Consider the following 16,694-nt stretch of genomic DNA (forward strand, 5'->3'; position numbering starts at 1 on the left):
TGCTGGAGTTCCTCGGCAACATCTGCCGCCAGCCGCGCTGGGAGCGCCACCGCGAGGCCCGCGCCGCGGTGCGCGATTGAATTTGGTGGGAGTTCGGTGACCTGCCTGCACCGACTGGTCCAGATTGAAGGAACTGCCTGGAGTTGCAGGTTCCAACCTGCCCGCGCAGTCGGACAAAATTTTTTCGTAAGATGGTTTGCCGAAGACAGATTGTATGAGGCGCGGCGAATACAGAAGACGTGATTTTCGCACGGTTGTGCCAAACAAGTTCGATCACGGACACGAGTTTGATGCCGGAAGCTTCCTAAGAGATGACGGACACCAGTGCGTGTTTGTGCGAGTGGAACGAAGAAGCGACAAATTCCGCTGGATTGAGCGGGCCCTCGCCGGATCGAATAGTCCTACGCAACGAAACCCGCATACATGCTGCGATGCCTAGATCCGCGCAGTGGCGAAAAACGCGTACGCCCTAGTCGCGTTTTCCGATGGTGCGAGATACATCCCGGTGCTGCGCCGGTCGGTTAAGGTCCTGTGCGCAGTTGCTTAACGGGGCATAGACCCGATGTCTGAGGAACACTCGGTGGTGAGCACGGCTTTGGGCTTGCCGAATTGGGCGCAGCCTAGCGGTTGGCACCCGCGGATTCTGGATCGACCTCGGACGGTCGCGGCCTCCCGTGACGATTCCAACCTTCGTGTTCAAAATCTCGGTGCTCATGGTGTGCATCCCTCATCGCGTGGCAAGCGGCATTTGTTCCCGTCCGGCTGGCGGCCTACGGTACCTAGAGAACCGCGCCGACATCCTAGGTAACGTATCCCTATCGTCATCCCTGCACGAGCACGAGCGATCAGGCGAGGACGGCGCTGCCGCGATCTGCCGGCATTCCACAACCGGCTAACTGATCGCGCGCCGGGGTCGATCCAGCGGCGCGCGACGCGTTCGACGTTTGGTACGAGACTGGGCACCTGCCTGACGCCGTCGCGGCCCTGGGCTCGGCGGACGCCTTGGCCGATTGGAGCAATGTCGAGGAGTACGTCCATTTCTCCTTCTACGAGTTTCCGGACCTGCCTGCGGTGCTGCGCGTCGCGGCGTCGGTTGCTCTCATGGGGGATGATCGCCGCGTTCAGCCGCCACTGGGACGGCAAGGTCACCCGGTCCCGCGACGCGATGGAGCCGATCCCGAAGATCTGAGATTCCGTTCACGAAGCGCCGGGGCAGGAGAGCCGAAGTCGAGAAGCGGTCGGAGCGACGAGAGAGATGCAAACATGAGGGGTCACAAGTTCAATACAATCCATTTGCGTTACGAAGACAAAAGAGGCGGTCGAATTATGCATGACATGACACAATCTTGCTTAATCGAAGCGCTACCTGCCGTCAGAATTCTGTGCCAATGTGATGGTCTCGAATTCGGTTCGGGAAACGCAACGCGGATGGCGGCAACATGACTGACCTATTCATCGAGAAGGGATCGGGGCCGGCTGTGGTATTCAGTCACGGGACACTCATGGACGCGACGATGTTCGCACCGCAACTCGATTATCTTTCTGCTCGCTACAGGGCTATTGCCTATAACAGCCGGGTTCTTGTCGGACCGAATGTTGTGCATTCGCTTGACGACCTGGCAGACGATTGTCATGCATTACTTGATCGATTACATATCGAAACCTGCGTTTTGGGCGGAATGTCCGTCGGCGGATTTATGGCCACGACATTCGCTTTGAAATATCAGAACCGTCTCGACGGCCTGGTTCTTATCGGCGCCCCGTCGGTTTCGTTCAGTGCGGAGGACCAGGCAGCCTTCCGCAAGAAATTCAGCGAACTCGATGTCGAGGGGATGGTGCCTCGAGACTTTGCCGAATGGGTTGCCCCGCATTGTTTCGGCGAGACCACGCGTGCACGCAACAGGGCATTGGTCGACCATTGGATCGAACGCTGGACGACCGAAATTCCGGCCCGTGCCGTCTATCACCAGGGGCTTTCCTGGATCGCCAAGAGCGATGTTACCGAACGGCTTCGCGAGATCGCCGTGCCGACCCTCATTGTGCACGCCGAAGAGGATTTCCAGAACCCGATCGAGAACGTGCTGCCCATGCTGGAAATGTTGCCGAACGCGACGTTGGCGCGCGTGCCGGAAGCGGGTCATAGCTCGAACCTGGAGAATCCGGATGTGGTCAACGATGCCATAGGCCGGTTGCTGGAGACGATCTACTCATAGGCGGCCTACTCATGGGCGGCACGCGCACCCGGGATGCGCGCGGCGGCTCGCCATTGCCGCCGGTCATCGGCATGCCCACTCGCCGGTCGAATCGTTTCAATCCGTCGGCCCGGCTTCCGGAGCCACCCCCTTCCCGCGACAATGCGAGGACGGAGAGTTTCAGGCGCGGATTCAGGCGGGTGCGGGCGCACGAGGTTGTTGCACCGCCTGCGGCGTGATATGCTTGCGCACAAAGCTGGGAGGGGAAAATGTTTCGCAAAATTCTTGCTGCGTTCACGGCGTTTGGCCTGGCGGCCCTTGGAGCCGGACACGCATCGGCACAGTCGTTCGATTGTGCGGGCGGGGCTATCACCATCGGGATGGCTAAAGCGCAAACCGGCGGTTTCGCCTTTTTCGACAATGTCGATGCGCGGGGCGCGCTTATCGCCATCGAACAGATCAACGAAAAGGGCGGTATCGGAGGCTGCCCGATCAAGGTCATACGCGGCGATACGCAATCCGATCCGGCCAAGGCGCGTCAGGTTGCCGAAGAACTGATCGCACAGGGCGCTCAGCTTCTGATCGTGCCGGCGGATTTCGACATCGGCGTGGGTGCGTCTCAGGCAGCGCAGGCGGCCGGCATCCTCAGCTTCTCTTGCGCGGCATCGTCGACGGCGTGGACACAGGCGGTCGGGCCGCATCATTTTACGGCCGCGATTACGATTGAGGATTCGGGCAAGGCTCAAGCGGTGTTCGCCAACCAGAAAGGCTGGAAGCGGATGTACGTCGTGGTCAACGCCGCTTTCAACTTCTTTACGGCGTTGGAAAAGACCTTTCGCGATAACTTTGCCGGTGAAATCGTTGCCACCGACACCGTCGCCAACGATGCAACCGACTACTCCGCGAACGTGTCCAAGATTCGCCGGCTTGGCGACAAGGTCGACGCGGTTTACCTGAACGACTACTTCCCGCATGTGGGAACTTTCATCCGGCAGCTCCGCGCTGCCGGCGTCAATCTGCCGATTCTGGGGAATTCGACTTTTTCTTCCAAGGCGCTGCCCAAAGTTGTCGGCGCGAAGGCGCTGAGCAACGTCTATTACATTGCGCAGGGCTTTTATGAGGGGCGAAACCTCGATCCGGCGGTTGCCGATCTCGTGAAGCGCTACGAGAAAAAGTACGGAACGTTTCCGGAGAACCTGAATGTGCTCCCCGGTTATCAGGGGATGCTGTTGCTGGCGGATGCGTTAAGAAAAGCCGGTTCCGTGGATGCCGCAAAGATCTCTGCGGCTCTGAGTAGCCAGACCAACGTTGCGCTGCCAGGATCCACGCTTTACCGCTGGAAGAATCGCCATCCGGTACGCAGCGCAACCGTGATCGGGTTCGATGCCAAAGGCGAGTTCGTGAAGGTGCAGTCAGTCGATCCTCGCTGAACGCGACAATGGGCTCGCCAGCGGCTGGGCGGACATCGCCGGCTCCGGCACTTAGCGCTCTTGGCATCGAGAAACGGTTTGCCGGCGTTACCGCCCTCGACGGGATCGACATCGAGGTCGGGCAGGGAGAGACGTTGGGGTTGCTCGGCCCCAACGGGTCGGGAAAGACGACGCTGGTCAATTGTGTCTCGGGCGTCGTCCGCCCGAATGCCGGCCGCGTCCTGATCGACGGGATCGAGATCGGTCACCTGTCTCGCGACCGCCGGGCTCGTGCCGGTCTGATACGCACCTACCAAAACCTGCGGCTGTTTACCGATCTGACGGTCGCGGAGAACATCGAGGTCGGGCTCCTCGCGCAGCGGGGCCGTCCTCGTGAGCAACGTCGGAACCTGGTTCGTCGCTCCCTTGCCGATCAGGGTCTTGAAGACGTTGCTCGATTGCCGGTCAGCGAACTCCCCTATGGCGCCCAGAAGCGCGTGGAGGTGGCGCGAGCGCTTGTGTCGGAACCGAAGGTCCTGTTGCTCGACGAACCGGGGGCGGGGCTGGGTAGCAGCGAAACGGAACTTCTCTCGGAAGCGCTTCGCTCCGCCCGCTCGAGGTTCTCCTGCGCCATGCTGATGATCGACCACAACGTTAACCTCATCATGGGCCTGTCGGACCGGATCGTGGTTCTTTCCGACGGGAAGGTGCTGCGTTCCGGAACACCGGACGAAATCGCCGGCGACCCGGAGGTCATCAGCGTGTATCTGGGCCAGGTTCCGCAGAAGCCTCCCCGATGATCGAACTCCGAGGCGCAGCGACAGGGTACGGAGCGATCCCCGTCTTCGAGAATATGAGCTTTGCCGTCGGGAAGGGGAGCGCGATGGCGATCGCGGGCCCGAACGGCGCCGGCAAGACGACGCTCCTGCTCCTCATGGCGGGTATGCTTCCGCTGTGGCGGGGCGCCATGCATGTCGCCGGGAACGACGTGAGCGCGCTCGGCGCCGAAGAGAGAATTGGGGTCGGCGTCGTGCTGTGTCCGGAAGGGAGACGGATTTTCTCGACACTCACAGTCGAAGAGAATCTTCAACTGGGCGCAACCACGATACGCCGCAGCCTGCACAGGTCCGGTGTCCGCCGTGCGATCAACGACGGTCTCGAACAGGTCTATTCCATGTTTCCCATTCTGCGCGAGCGCCGTCATGGATCGGGCGGGGCGCTTTCGGGCGGGCAACAGCAGATGCTGGCGATCGGGCGCGCCCTCATGTCGAGGCCGGCGGTATTGTTGCTGGACGAGCCGTCGCTCGGACTTGCGCCGCTCATTGTCGACGAGGTCTACGCGCACCTCGAGGAGCTGAAGCGGAGCGGTTTGACGATCGTCGTGGTCGAGGAAGCGGCAAGCCGGGTCATGAGCTTTGCAGACACTGCGCTCGTTCTCAGGAACGGTCGGGTGATCCTGCAAGGCGATGCGAAAGAGGTTTCGGAACACCTCGATCTCGCCAAGGCCTACGTTGGCGGCGGCGCCGGATGATGGTCGCTTCGTTACAGGTCATCGTCGACGGCCTCAGCATCGGCTCGACCTATGCGCTGCTTGCGTTGGGCCTCAGCCTTGTCTTCAGCGTAATGGGCTTCGTGAATTTCGCCTATGGATCGCTCATCGTCTGGGCGGGGTACGCCATCGCGGTAACGGATTCGGTGGGCGCGCCCTATGCGTTGACGATCCTGGTCATGGTGGTGTTCACGGTTGTCCTTTCCATAGCGATGGGGCGTTTTGCCTTCCGTCCCTTCATCACGGCACCGCCGGCCACTCTCCTGCTGACTTCGTTCGGCGTTGCCCTCGCTCTCCAGGCGGTTGCGATCTTCGTCTTCGGCGAGGCGCCGAGGCATGTGCCGACCCCACCCGTGTTGATCGAATCGGTCTCCGTCGGCGGGGTCCGAATCTCGCTGCTTCAAATCCTGGCGCTGGGGCTCAGCGTAATCGTGCTGGTGGCGCTGAATCTGCTTATTCAGCGGACGACGTTCGGTATCGAGATTCGGGCCGCTGCCGAGGACAGCAAAGCGGCACAGCTTATGGGCGTCCGGCCGCCGAAGGTTCTGCTTGTCGTCTTCGCTATCAGCGGAGTCGTCGCCGCCGTCGTCGCCTTCGTTTGGTTTGCCCGCATCGGGACCGTCGACCCGAGAGCAGATCTGACGCCGACGCTCAAGGCGTTCATTGCTGTCGTGCTGGGCGGCCTCGGGACCATTCGCGGGCCGGTGATCGGCGGTCTTCTGCTGGGCCTGTTCGAGAGCGTCCTCGCCAGCTTCCTGACCACCGATCTCCTTGCGTTCCAATCCGCGTTCGCCTTCGGCCTGGTGATTCTCGTCCTGATTCTGCGGCCCCAGGGCGTGGCCGGCCGCGTCGTCGAACTGGCCAAGTGATGCGGCTCGGCCTTACCCACGACCGCGGGCCCGGCCCATTTGCTCTCCTGGGCACCGTCACCGGCGGAACGACGATTGTGATCGCGATTTCCATCGCGGTTCTGATCTGGGTCTGGGCGGCGGGCGGACGGTCCGAAAGCCTGCTGGTCAACGTCGGCATCACGGCGATCATGGTCATCGGCTATCAGGTTTTCGTCGGCAACACCGGTATCGTTTCATTCGGTCACCCCGCCTTCGTTGCGATCGGCGCCTATGTCGGCGGCCTCGTCGCTGTCCCGTCCGGAATCAAGAGCGCGATTCTGCCCGACCTGCCTCATTGGCTGATGAATCTCTCGGTCGGATTCTACCCGTCGATTCTCATTGGAGGTGCAGCCGCCGGGCTCGCGGCGCTGGTCGTCGGGCCCATCGTCATGCGGCTTTCGGGCGCCACGGCGGGCATCATGACCTTCGGCCTTCTCGTCATCACCAACGAAGTGATCCGCAACCTGGATCAGTTCACGCGAGGTACGCAGACCTTTTTCGGGGTACCCAAGGCTTCGGGCCTCCTGGACGTTTACGGTCTTCTTTGCGCGCTGACCGCCGTGAGCCTGGCGTACAAATTTTCCCGTTTCGGACTGCGGACAAGGGCGGCGCGGGACGATCCTCTGGCTGCCGAAACCTCGGGCATCAACGTCGTGCGGACCAGGGTCGGCGCCTGGGTATTGTCTGCCTCGATAACCGGCGTCGCCGGCGTGCTGCTGGCGCACCAGCTCACGGCCTTCTCGCCGCAGTCCTTCTTCATAACCATGGTTATTCCCGTCATGGTCATGGCGGTTCTCGGCGGGACCGCGAGCATCATAGGCGGCGTCGCCGGCGTCGTGGTGATTTCCGCCTGGCTGGAGTTCATGCGCGGCATCGAAGGGGGCTCGCTGTTCGGCCTCGTCGAGATTCCTTCGATCTTCGGCATCTCGCAACTGACGCTGGGAGTCGGATTGATCCTGGTTCTCCGGTTGCGGCCGCGGGGCATTTTCGGGTCGACGGAGTTCGCCTGGCGGCTAAGTGGCAGCAGGCCCAGAGACCGGGACCCAGACCGAGGCGCCACACAGGGGCAGGGAGAGTGAGACCCTTCGAGACTGAACGGTCGAGATCGAAGGTCCATCACGGACAGCGGGCATTGACTTCGACGATTGCCTCTCGGATTGAGCAGGGGCGTGCCCCAGGAGGACCGACGTCCGGAAGTGTGTTCGCTGCGTTCGTCGCGAGGCATTGGCCGGTCCGCAAGGGCGCCGCCGTCCCGGTCGCAACCGGGCTGACCCCGATCGGCATCCGGCGCAGCCATGACTAGAGGCGACTGGCGCCTCGGGATCGACATCGGCGGCACGTTTACGGACTTCGCCGCTTTCGATCAGCGCCGCGGAAAACTGCACATCCACAAGCAACTCACCACGCCGGGGGATCCGTCGGAGTCGGTGTTGTCGGGGATACCGGTGCTGTTGGGCGAGGCCGGCATCGGCATCGCCGAAATCGACAGCATCGTCCACGGCACCACGCTGGTGGCCAATGCGCTGATCGAACGCAAGGGCGCCAGGACCGCCATGCTGGTAACCGCAGGGTTCGCCGATGTTCTCGATATCGCGCTCGAGCGGCGCTACGATATGTACGACCTGCGCACACGCTATCCCGCGCCGTTGGTGCCGCGTCGGCTGCGCATCGAGGTCGGGGAGCGGATCGGCGCCGATGGCAGGGTGTGGGTGCCGCTCGATCCGGCCTCCCTTGTCGGCGCGGTCGCCCGGCTTGTCGCCGACGAAGACATCGAGGCCGTGGCCGTCTGTTTCCTCAACTCTCCCGTCAACCCGGCCCACGAAGCGGCGGCGGTAGAGCGCCTTGGCGAGGCCTGTCCCGGCCTCACGGTGACAAGCTCGGCGGATGTCATACCGTTCCTGCGCGAGCACGAGCGTTGGTCCACGACCGTCATGAATGCGTTTGTCCAGCCGATGTTCAGCCGATACGTCGCGCGTCTGGAAGCGGGACTGGGCGATCTCGGCTTTGTCGGTTCGCTGGCAATCACCACCTCCTCCGGCGGCTGCCTCGATCCGCAGACAGCGCGCCGCTACCCGATACGCGTGCTGGAAAGCGGGCCCGCTGCCGGCGCTCTCATGGCGTCGCTGATCGGCCGACGTACGAAAACCAAGGACCTGCTCGCCTTCGACATGGGCGGCACCACGGCCAAAGGGGCATTGATCCGCGGCGGCCGGCCGCTCAAGCGGTACGATATCGAGGTTGCACGGGTTCACGACTTCAAACCCGGCAGCGGACTGTCGGTGAAGACGCCGGTCGTCGATCTGATCGAGATCGGCGCCGGCGGCGGCTCGCTGGCGGGCGTCGACGCGCGCGGACTGATCAGGGTCGGACCGCAAAGTGCCGGCGCCGATCCCGGCCCGGCATGCTACGCCCGCGGCGGCGACAGGCCGACGCTGACGGACGCCAACCTTGCGCTCGGCTACCTCGATCCCGAATCGTTCCTGGGCGGCGGAATGACCCTGGATCGCGCTGCGGCACAGGCGGCGCTCACGCGAGAGTTCGGCGATGCTTTCGAGATGCGGGCGGCCACGGCGGCCTGGGGCATCCATGAAACCGTCAACGAACAGGTGGTGCGCGCCTTTCGCAACCATGCCGCCGAACGCGGCTTCGACTATCGCGGCGCGACGATGGTCGCGTTCGGCGGAGCGGGTCCGTTGCACGCGCTGCGGGTCGCACGCAAGCTAAGGATCGGGAAAGTCGTCTTCGCCGTCGGCGCCGGCGTAATGTCGGCAATCGGGCTGCTTGCAAGCCCGCAGGCGTTCGAGCTGCTGCAAAGCGATTGGGTCGATCTGGACGCTCTCGATGCCGCGTCGTTCGACCGGCGCTTTGCGTCGCTCGTCCAGCGGGCGGCGGCGCCCCTCGACAACGCCCACAGGGGCTCGAGGAACGGATTCGCTGTCAGGCGCGCTATCGACATGCGCTATAGCGGCCAGGGCTACGAGATCGAAGTCGTGCTGCCGGATGGCGGAGGCGCAGACCTTCTGCCCCGGCTGTCCGGCCTGTTCGACGAATGCTACGCGCGCGTCTTTGCCAGGCCTTTCTCCAAACGGCCTATCGAGATCGTCAATTGGAAGGTCGAGGTCAGCGTCCCGGCGCCGCCCGGAGTCGCGGATTACCGTCCCGTCGTTCGTCGCCGCGCGGGCAAGCGAATCGGTGCGCGGCCGGCCTGGCTGCCGGAAGATGAAGATTTCGTGGAAACGCCGATCTACGACCGCTACGCCCTGGAGACGGGCGATGAAATTACCGGTCCGGCGCTGATCGAAGAGCGCGAGTCGACCATCGTGCTCGGTCGCGACGACAGCGCCGTGGTCGCCGCGTCCGGCGACCTGATCGCCACACCCGCCGCCGTCGAGGCCATGACATGAACCGGACGATCGATCCGATCGCGCTTGGCGTGGTCTGGGACCGGCTGATTGCAATCGCCGACAGCATTCTGCTGTCGATCGTGCGTTCCGCCTTCTCGGTCGGTGTCCGCGAGGCCTGGGACGTCGCCTGCGTGGTCTTCGACCGCGAAGGCCGCTCGATCGCGCAAGCGGGCTTGAGCATGCCGGCTTTCATCGGCACGGCGCCCTATACGATCGAACACCTGTTGGCGCGGTTCCCGCCGGCGACGTTGGCCGAAGGCGATGTCCTGGCGACCAACGATCCCTGGATGGGAACCGGACATACACCGGACCTCTGCGTTGTCAGACCGGTCTTTTACCGTGGCAGTCTGGTCGGCTTCGTCATGACGATCAGCCACCTCCCCGATATCGGCGGCAGGGGGCTGACCATCGACAACCGCGAGATCTACGAAGAGGGATTGATCCTGCCGCCATGCCGGCTGTACCGGGAAGGGCAACCCAATGACGAGGTTCTCGACATTCTGCGCGCTAACGTCCGGGTCGTCGACGAGGTCATCGGCGACATCGAGGCGAACGTCGCCGGCGGCGCGGTCGGGGAGCAGCTGATCGGCGAATGTCTTGACGAGTTCGGTCTCGAGGACCTGCAGGCCGTTGCCGACGGCATCGTCCGCCAGTCGGAAGCTGCCACGCGGGCTGAACTGAAGTCGGTTCCGGATGGCACATACACGAACCGGCTAGAGGTGGAAGCCCCTGACGGGCCGGTCATTCTCGCTTGCGCAGTCACGATTGCCGGCGATACGGCGACAATCGACTATACGGGAACCGGCGCGGCGGTCGGCAAGGCGATCAACGTGCCGCTGTGCTACACGCGTTCGTTCACCGGCTACGCGATCAAAACGCTGACCACGCCGGCGATCCCCAACAATCAGGGAATGCTGGCGCCGCTTCGAATCACGGCGCCGCAAGGCTGCATCCTCAACGCGTCGCGTCCGTCGGCGACGGGCGGACGCCACACCGTCGGCTGGTTCATCGTGCCACTCGTCTACGGCGCGTTGGCGGAAGCGCTGCCGGACCGGGTCCAGGCCGACTCCGGCATGGTTTCGCTGTTCATCGTCGCCGGCGCCCGCGCGGACGGGCGCGAGATTGCGACCCAGTATTTTCTCGCCGGCGGACTCGGCGCCATGCACGGTCTCGACGGGCACCACACGACGCCGTCGCCGACCAACAATGCCGTCGTATCGAGCGAAGTCTGGGAGGCCGAGACCGGTGTGCGCGTGGTGCACCGCAGGCTGCTTCCCGATTCCGGCGGCGCCGGCCAGTGGCGCGGCGGACTCGGCCAGGAAGCGGTGCTGTCCAACGATTCAGACATTCCGGTCACCGTTTCGATGTTCGGTATGCGATCCGAATTTGCCGCACGCGGCCTGTTCGGCGGCCGCTCGGGCGCGTTGCGCGAGTTCCGGCTCGATGGGCAGCCGATTCCCGCCAAAGGCCGGGTGACGCTCGGACCGGGCCAGACACTGACCGTTCGCGAGGCCGGCGGCGGCGGTTATGGCGACCCGCGGCGGCGCGACAGCGCGGCGCGCGCGGCCGATCTGGCGGCAGGTTTCGTCACGGCCGAAGGGCTGCTCCGCGACTACGGCGACGAACCGCGGAAGGGCGCCTGACTCCCCGGCAACCGCTTCGGACACGCCGGATAGGTTTCCGAACGAAGTCATCGCACTCTAGCGTGCCGCGATCTCCGCCAGGGCCTTGAGCAATGTCCGAATTTCCGCCAGCGAATTGTAGTGGCAGAAGGTGATGCGCAAGCAGTCGTCCATACCGAGTTCCCGGAGAATATGGCCCGAGTAACCGTCGTCGACCCGGGCATGGACGCGAATGCCGAGCGCCGCCAGGTCGCGCACCAGTGCCGTGGACGCGAAGCCTTCGAGCCGGAACGAAACGATGCCTTGGCGGTCCGCCATTTGCGGCGGCCCGATCAGCGAGACACCGGGAATGTCGATGAGACCCGCAGCGGTCTCGTCGCCGAACAGGACCAGATGCAGCAAGGCCCGCTCATGGTCGGCCATCGCCGCGGCGCCGGCGAGCAGCCTGCCGCGGCGGTCTTCCCTCTCGGTGAAGTGGTCGCCCAGCCAGCACAGATAGTCCACCACGGCACTGTGGGCGGCAAAGATACCGGGGTCGCGCGAGCCGAACTCCCAGTAGGTCTGCGGCTTGCCGTGCATGCGGTCGTGCGGCAGCGACGACAGCCGCGGGCTGAGCCAAGCGAATCCCGTCGATAGCCGCGAGAACGCCTTGTAAGCCGAAAACACGTAGGCGTCGCAGTCGTAGTCGTCGACGCGCAACGGACCGTGCGGCACCGACTGGATGCCGTCGACGATGATGTAGCAGTCGGGAGCGACCGCGCGGATGGCGCGAACGATGCCGGGCAGGTCGACCTGGAAACCGGTCAGTTGGCTGGTGTGGATGACGGTCGCGATGCGGGTGTCCGCGGTTACGGCGCGGGCATAGTCGTCCGGGGTAACCGTGGCGGCGCCGGCGTCGAAGCTGATATCGTACGAACGCCGCCCGGTTGCCTCCGCCCAGTATAGCGCGGCGTCCCGGCTCGCCGGGTGCTCAAGCGTGCTCGACAGGACCGGACCCTGCGGCGCAACCAGCGCGACGGCGCGAATGAACCGGTGCAGCAACTCGGTCCCTGTCTCGCCGGAGATCGCCTGCCCCGCGGTCGCGCCGAAATAGAGCATCAGGTCCTGGCGCCCGCTTTCGATAATACCGGTGAGGAAGCGCGACGCGTCGTTGTCGCGGCCCTCCTGATCCGGCAGCAGCGCAATTTCGGCGCTGCGCTCGACCGCCGCCTTCAGCTTCAGCGAACCTCCGCCGCTCTCCAGGAAGATGCGCGGCTTTCCCGTAATCGGGCAGCGGTCGGTATGGGCGAAGCGGTCACGGACGGCATTCATCAACGCCGGCGCGAAGGCACGCCCGGGATTGTTGCGGGCCGCGTCCGAAGTATCGAGCGTTTCAGGAAGGGTGCCGGTCACCTGCTCTACGGCGTGTAGACGCGGTCGAGAAACGCCTCGAGGGCGCGATTGGCGGCGACCGGATTCTCAAGATTGGACGTGTGGCCGGCGTGCGGGATCTTGACCAGACGGGCATCCGGGATATTGGCCTGCATCTCGCCGAGATGGTCCATATTCATGCGCACGTCTTCGTCACCGCACAGGATCAGCGTCGGTACGTCGATCTGCGCCAGCGCCTGGGTCAGGTCCGGCTTGTCCAGCCACGACAGCGCCTGGTGGTAGACAGAGCGCGCAGGAATGGACGTGCACCAGCGTTCGACCCAATGATCGACCAGCGCCGGATTTTCGCGCTGGGTGGTTTCGCCGAAACACAGCGGCGCCACCCATTCCGCAAACGCCCTCGGCAGCATGCCGTCGCGATCGAGCGTGCTGAAGCGCTGGCCGAACTCGGCCCTTTCCTCGGGACTGAACGCGTAAGCGAACGCGTCGATCAGAACCAGCCCGTCGAGGCGATCCTGGTAGCGCAGCGCAAAATGCATCGCCATCATCCCGCCGACCGACATCCCGACAAGAACGCAGGTCGCAATCTGCAGCCGGTCGAGCAGGTCGCGGCAATCGTCGGCGAGATCGTCGAGCGTGTGAGGAACGTTGGGGCCGGCCAGCACGCGGCTGTTGTAGGCGATCGTGCGGTAGGAGTCCGACAGCGCCACGATCTGCGGGTCGAACATAGTCCGGTCCATGAAGGTGCCGTGCGAGCACACCACGGCGGGGCCGGTGCCCCGCTCGATGTACAGGTCGTGCATGTCGGCCGCCTCCTCCAGCCCGACGCCGGGCCGCGCGCGAAACCGCCGGGCCTGCCCTCTTGCCGCCCGTCTATTGCGATGCGATCCGTTCGAGGAAACTGCCGATCGCCTCGTTTACCACCGCCGCTTGCTCCAGGTTTGCCGTATGCCCCGCTTTGGGAATGCGCGCGAGAGTCGCGTCGGGGAGGACGTCGAGCATCGGCAACGCGCGTTCGATGGGAATCGGGACGTCTTCCTCGCCATGGATTATCAGCACCGGCACCTCGATCGCGCCCAGGCGATCGGTGATGTCGTCCTTCTTGATCCACGACTTTCCCTGGCAGAAAACGGAGCGGGCCGGCACCGTCGTCGCCCAGCGGTCGATCCAGTGGTCGACCAGCGCCATGTTTTCCGCATACGTGGTCTCGCCGAAACAATAGGGCGCGGCCCACTCCGCGAATTCTCTCGGCACCATGCCGTCAACGTCGAGCTTGTCGAACTCGGCGCCGAAGGCCACCTGCTCTTCGGGCGTATATCCCTGCGACGTCGTATCGAGAAGGATCAAACCGTCCAGGCGATCCTGATGCTTCAACGCAAACGGCAGCGCCATGAAGCCGCCCACGGACATGCCGGCGACGACGCATTTGTCAATCCCGAGCCGATCGAGCAGTCGACGGCAGTCTTCGGCCAGGTCATCGAGCGTGTGGAGACCGGGTTCACCGGTGAGCACACGGCTGTTGTAGGCGATGGCGCGGTAACCGCGTTCGGCCAGATAGTCGATTTGCGGTGCGAACATCGTCGCGTCCATGAGCGTGCCATGACTGAAGACCACGGCCGGTCCGGCCCCCTTTTCGACGTAGTGTTCGTGGTAGCTCATGACGTATCCCTTCCCTCCGTGGATTGGCCGGCGCAACAGTCCGACGCCGATCGGAACGCTAAAGCACTGACCTGGTTTGATTGTGAGGGGGTTAAAGCCCCACGCGAACAACAGTCTGCATTCCTACCTCATAGTCCGCAAGATCCCGTGGAATCGACAATCGATGAACGACAATACAGATGTAGAAAATAGACAACATAGTCTGTCACAGCAGCCACGTTACAAAATGTACTGACTGCCGGGCGGCACTCTTGCCGGCTGTCTATTGAAAGTCGATCCGTTCAAGAAAACTGCCGATCGCCTCGTTGACCGCCGCCGCCTGCTCCAGATTCACCGTATGACCGGCTTTCGGAATGCGCGCGAGAGTCGCGTCGGGAAGGACGTCGACCATCGGCAACGCGCGTTCGATGGGAATCGGGACGTCTTCGTCGCCATGGACGACCAGCGCCGGCACCTCGATCTCCCTCAGACGATCGGTGATGTCGTCCTTCTTGATCCACGATCGTCCCTGGTACAGAACGGCGCGGGCCGGCACCGTCGTCGCCCAGCGGTCGATCCAGTGGTCGACCAGCGCCATGTTTTCCGCGTAGGTGGCGGCTCCAAAACAATAGGGTGCGGCCCATTCCGCGAATTCTCTCGGCACCATGCCGTCGACGTCGAGCTTGTCGAACTCGGCTTCGAAGGCCGCCTGCTCTTCCGGCGGATACGCCTGCGAGGTGACGGCGATAAGGATCAGTCCGTTCAGGCGATCCTGATGCTTCAACGCGAACGGCATCGCCATGCAGCCGCCCACGGACATGCCGGCGACGACGCATTTGTCGATCCCGAGCCGATCGAGCAGTCGGCGGCAGTCTTCGACCAGATCATCGAGCGTGTGGGCGCCAGGTTCACCGGTGAGCACACGGCTGTTGTAGGCGATGGCGCGGTAGCCGCGCGCGGCCAGATAGTCGAGCTGCGGCGCGAACATCGTCGCGTCCATGAGCGTGCCGTGACTGAAGACTACTGCCGGGCCCGACCCCTGTTCGACGTAGAGTTCGTGGTAGCTCATGACATATCCCTTCCTTCTGTGACGGCCATTCCCGGTTCGCTTGTGTTGCTACCGGTATACCGCGACAATGAAGGTCAGACCGCGCGTCACTCGGGGTGAGACACCCGGCACCTGCGGCCCGGAAATGATTCCGGCCGGAGACGGGTATTGCAAGTGGGATTTCGATTGTCCCGCGGTTCTTGAAGCGCACGGTTGGCGGTCGCCCGTCGAAATAGATCCGGCCTGCAGGATGGGCGAGCGGGCAGGACGTGTCCGGCCGCAGACATGGTGTCGTGGGGGTGTCCGAAATGGTCGCGAAAGCGCGGAAGAGAGAAGAAGGGCCGTATCCTTTTTCGGTTGACGAATATGAGAGCCGCTTGAAGAAGGTCCGCGAAGGGTTGCAGGAAATTCGTGTGGACTTTCTGCTCGTTACCAGTTCCGTCGATATTTTTTACCTGAGCAACTTTCAGAACTCCGGTCAGGAGGCCTTCCAGTGCCTGATCGTGCCGGTCGACAGCCCGCCGCACTTCGTCTTGCGGCGGTTGTACTTCACGGCGGTCGCCGGTCTGTCCTGGATCAAGGACGGCACGCCGGTGCCGGACACCGGAGAGCATCTCGATGTGCTCGTGGCGAGTCTCCGCCGAATGGGCGCGGACAGGGCCCGGATCGGATACCAAGACCGGAGCCTCAGCCTGCCGCCCGCGATTCTCGATGGTTTGCGCAAGGCCCTGCCCGAGGCCAGCCTGGTTCCCGCGAGCGGCATCGTCGAGCGCTGCCGGGCGGTCAAGTCGCCGGCGGAAATTTCATATATCCGGCGTGCCGCGGCTCTGTCCGTGAAGGGCATGGAGGCCGGCATCGCAGAGATCCGGCCCGGCACGGACGAGAATCAGGTGGCCGCCGCCGTCTACGACACGATGGTCCGGGCCGGAAGCGACTATGTGAGCGCGCAGCCGATCGTCGTCTCGGGTTCGCGTAATCCGCCCTACCGGTGCGTGACCGAGGGCCGGGTCATTCAGAACGGGGAAAGCGTCTGGTTCGAGGCTTCGGCCAGCGTGCACCGATACGGCGGTCCGATCATGCGGACAATCTCGGTGGGGGAGCCGTCGGCAGACCTGAAGAAGGCTTCCGACGTCATGCTCAAGGCCCTCGACCGGCTGCTCGACGCCGCCGGGCCCGGTGTCACCTCCGGCGACGTCGACCGGGCCGCGCGCAGCTTCGTCGAGGAACGGGGCTACGGACAATACTGGCTGCACCGCTCGGGCTATTCCGTCGGCGTGGGTTTCCCGCCGAGCTGGACCGAGGGCGAGGTCATGGACCTCAAGCCCGGCGATTCCCGGCCTCTCCTGCCCGGGATGGTGTTTCATTCGGTGCCCTGGATCCTGCTGCCGGGTGTCGGTGCGGTGGGAAACAGCGAAACTTGGACGGTGACAGACGACGGGATCGAAGTGCTGACCGACACGCCGCGAGAGCTCAGGATTCGCAGATGATCCGGGCGGCCAGTTGCGATCCTTCCTAGAGACCGGATAACGGCCGGGACGCTGCGATAACTGCGGATCTGGAGCCATTTCCGG

At 63.8% G+C, this 16,694-nt stretch carries 13 protein-coding genes; 9 read left to right on the forward strand and 4 right to left on the reverse strand.

What is annotated here, in order from left to right; genetic code table 11:
- The first annotated feature begins 1,439 nt into the window (after nucleotides 1-1,439).
- From OXM58_02930 to OXM58_02965, 8 genes are all read left to right on the forward strand, one after another.
- Complete coding sequence (locus tag OXM58_02930) at nucleotides 1,440-2,213, forward strand: alpha/beta hydrolase (GenBank protein ID MDE0147301.1); 774 nt, start codon at nucleotides 1,440-1,442, stop codon at nucleotides 2,211-2,213.
- A 248-nt stretch (nucleotides 2,214-2,461) separates the two neighbouring features.
- The gene (locus OXM58_02935; GenBank protein ID MDE0147302.1) at nucleotides 2,462-3,622 is read left to right on the forward strand and encodes an ABC transporter substrate-binding protein; all 1,161 of its coding nucleotides are present in this window, start codon (nucleotides 2,462-2,464) and stop codon (nucleotides 3,620-3,622) included.
- A gap of 8 nt (nucleotides 3,623-3,630) precedes the next feature.
- Nucleotides 3,631-4,401 (forward strand): ABC transporter ATP-binding protein, encoded by a 771-nt coding sequence (locus tag OXM58_02940; protein MDE0147303.1) that lies wholly within the window; start codon nucleotides 3,631-3,633, stop codon nucleotides 4,399-4,401.
- The gene (locus tag OXM58_02945) at nucleotides 4,398-5,132 is read left to right on the forward strand and encodes an ABC transporter ATP-binding protein (GenBank protein ID MDE0147304.1); all 735 of its coding nucleotides are present in this window, start codon (nucleotides 4,398-4,400) and stop codon (nucleotides 5,130-5,132) included. Before OXM58_02940 ends, OXM58_02945 begins: the two co-directional genes overlap by 4 nt.
- Entirely contained in the window at nucleotides 5,129-6,019 is an 891-nt protein-coding gene (locus OXM58_02950; GenBank protein MDE0147305.1) for a branched-chain amino acid ABC transporter permease, read from the forward strand. The genes OXM58_02945 and OXM58_02950 overlap by 4 nt, the downstream gene beginning before the upstream one ends.
- Nucleotides 6,019-7,119: a branched-chain amino acid ABC transporter permease gene (locus OXM58_02955; protein MDE0147306.1), complete on the forward strand. Its 1,101-nt coding sequence runs from the start codon at nucleotides 6,019-6,021 to the stop codon at nucleotides 7,117-7,119. The genes OXM58_02950 and OXM58_02955 overlap by 1 nt, the downstream gene beginning before the upstream one ends.
- 216 nt (nucleotides 7,120-7,335) lie before the next feature.
- Entirely contained in the window at nucleotides 7,336-9,444 is a 2,109-nt protein-coding gene (locus OXM58_02960) for a hydantoinase/oxoprolinase family protein (GenBank protein MDE0147307.1), read from the forward strand.
- Nucleotides 9,441-11,087 (forward strand): hydantoinase B/oxoprolinase family protein, encoded by a 1,647-nt coding sequence (locus OXM58_02965; protein MDE0147308.1) that lies wholly within the window; start codon nucleotides 9,441-9,443, stop codon nucleotides 11,085-11,087. The genes OXM58_02960 and OXM58_02965 overlap by 4 nt, the downstream gene beginning before the upstream one ends.
- A gap of 57 nt (nucleotides 11,088-11,144) precedes the next feature.
- On the opposite strand, the gene OXM58_02970 is transcribed toward OXM58_02965, so the two are convergent.
- The 4 genes from OXM58_02970 to OXM58_02985 form a co-directional block, all read right to left on the reverse strand.
- Nucleotides 11,145-12,458: an aminotransferase class V-fold PLP-dependent enzyme gene (locus OXM58_02970; GenBank protein ID MDE0147309.1), complete on the reverse strand. Its 1,314-nt coding sequence runs from the start codon at nucleotides 12,456-12,458 to the stop codon at nucleotides 11,145-11,147.
- 5 nt (nucleotides 12,459-12,463) lie between these two features.
- The gene (locus tag OXM58_02975; GenBank protein MDE0147310.1) at nucleotides 12,464-13,240 is read right to left on the reverse strand and encodes an alpha/beta fold hydrolase; all 777 of its coding nucleotides are present in this window, start codon (nucleotides 13,238-13,240) and stop codon (nucleotides 12,464-12,466) included.
- A 70-nt stretch (nucleotides 13,241-13,310) separates the two neighbouring features.
- Nucleotides 13,311-14,096, reverse strand: coding sequence for an alpha/beta hydrolase (locus OXM58_02980; protein MDE0147311.1), 786 nt, complete (start codon nucleotides 14,094-14,096; stop codon nucleotides 13,311-13,313).
- 262 nt (nucleotides 14,097-14,358) lie between these two features.
- Nucleotides 14,359-15,144, reverse strand: coding sequence for an alpha/beta hydrolase (locus OXM58_02985; GenBank protein MDE0147312.1), 786 nt, complete (start codon nucleotides 15,142-15,144; stop codon nucleotides 14,359-14,361).
- Nucleotides 15,145-15,500: 356 nt separating this feature from the next.
- On the opposite strand from OXM58_02985, the gene OXM58_02990 reads away from it, so the two are divergent.
- Nucleotides 15,501-16,610 (forward strand): Xaa-Pro peptidase family protein, encoded by a 1,110-nt coding sequence (locus OXM58_02990; GenBank protein MDE0147313.1) that lies wholly within the window; start codon nucleotides 15,501-15,503, stop codon nucleotides 16,608-16,610.
- The last annotated feature ends 84 nt before the right edge of the window (nucleotides 16,611-16,694 follow it).

This window comes from Rhodospirillaceae bacterium (assembly GCA_028819475.1).
Lineage (GTDB): Bacteria > Pseudomonadota > Alphaproteobacteria > Bin65 > Bin65 > Bin65.

What these genes read in the sequence shown, in the direction of transcription:
- OXM58_02930 (MDE0147301.1), top strand. Translation starts at nt 1,440, where the DNA reads ATGACTGACCTATTCATCGAGAAGGGATCGGGGCCGGCTGTGGTATTC.
- OXM58_02935 (MDE0147302.1), top strand. Translation starts at nt 2,462, where the DNA reads ATGTTTCGCAAAATTCTTGCTGCGTTCACGGCGTTTGGCCTGGCGGCC.
- OXM58_02940 (MDE0147303.1), top strand. Translation starts at nt 3,631, where the DNA reads ATGGGCTCGCCAGCGGCTGGGCGGACATCGCCGGCTCCGGCACTTAGC.
- OXM58_02945 (MDE0147304.1), top strand. Translation starts at nt 4,398, where the DNA reads ATGATCGAACTCCGAGGCGCAGCGACAGGGTACGGAGCGATCCCCGTC.
- OXM58_02950 (MDE0147305.1), top strand. Translation starts at nt 5,129, where the DNA reads ATGATGGTCGCTTCGTTACAGGTCATCGTCGACGGCCTCAGCATCGGC.
- OXM58_02955 (MDE0147306.1), top strand. Translation starts at nt 6,019, where the DNA reads ATGCGGCTCGGCCTTACCCACGACCGCGGGCCCGGCCCATTTGCTCTC.
- OXM58_02960 (MDE0147307.1), top strand. Translation starts at nt 7,336, where the DNA reads ATGACTAGAGGCGACTGGCGCCTCGGGATCGACATCGGCGGCACGTTT.
- OXM58_02965 (MDE0147308.1), top strand. Translation starts at nt 9,441, where the DNA reads ATGAACCGGACGATCGATCCGATCGCGCTTGGCGTGGTCTGGGACCGG.
- OXM58_02975 (MDE0147310.1), bottom strand. Translation starts at nt 13,240, where the DNA reads ATGCACGACCTGTACATCGAGCGGGGCACCGGCCCCGCCGTGGTGTGC.
- OXM58_02980 (MDE0147311.1), bottom strand. Translation starts at nt 14,096, where the DNA reads ATGAGCTACCACGAACACTACGTCGAAAAGGGGGCCGGACCGGCCGTG.
- OXM58_02985 (MDE0147312.1), bottom strand. Translation starts at nt 15,144, where the DNA reads ATGAGCTACCACGAACTCTACGTCGAACAGGGGTCGGGCCCGGCAGTA.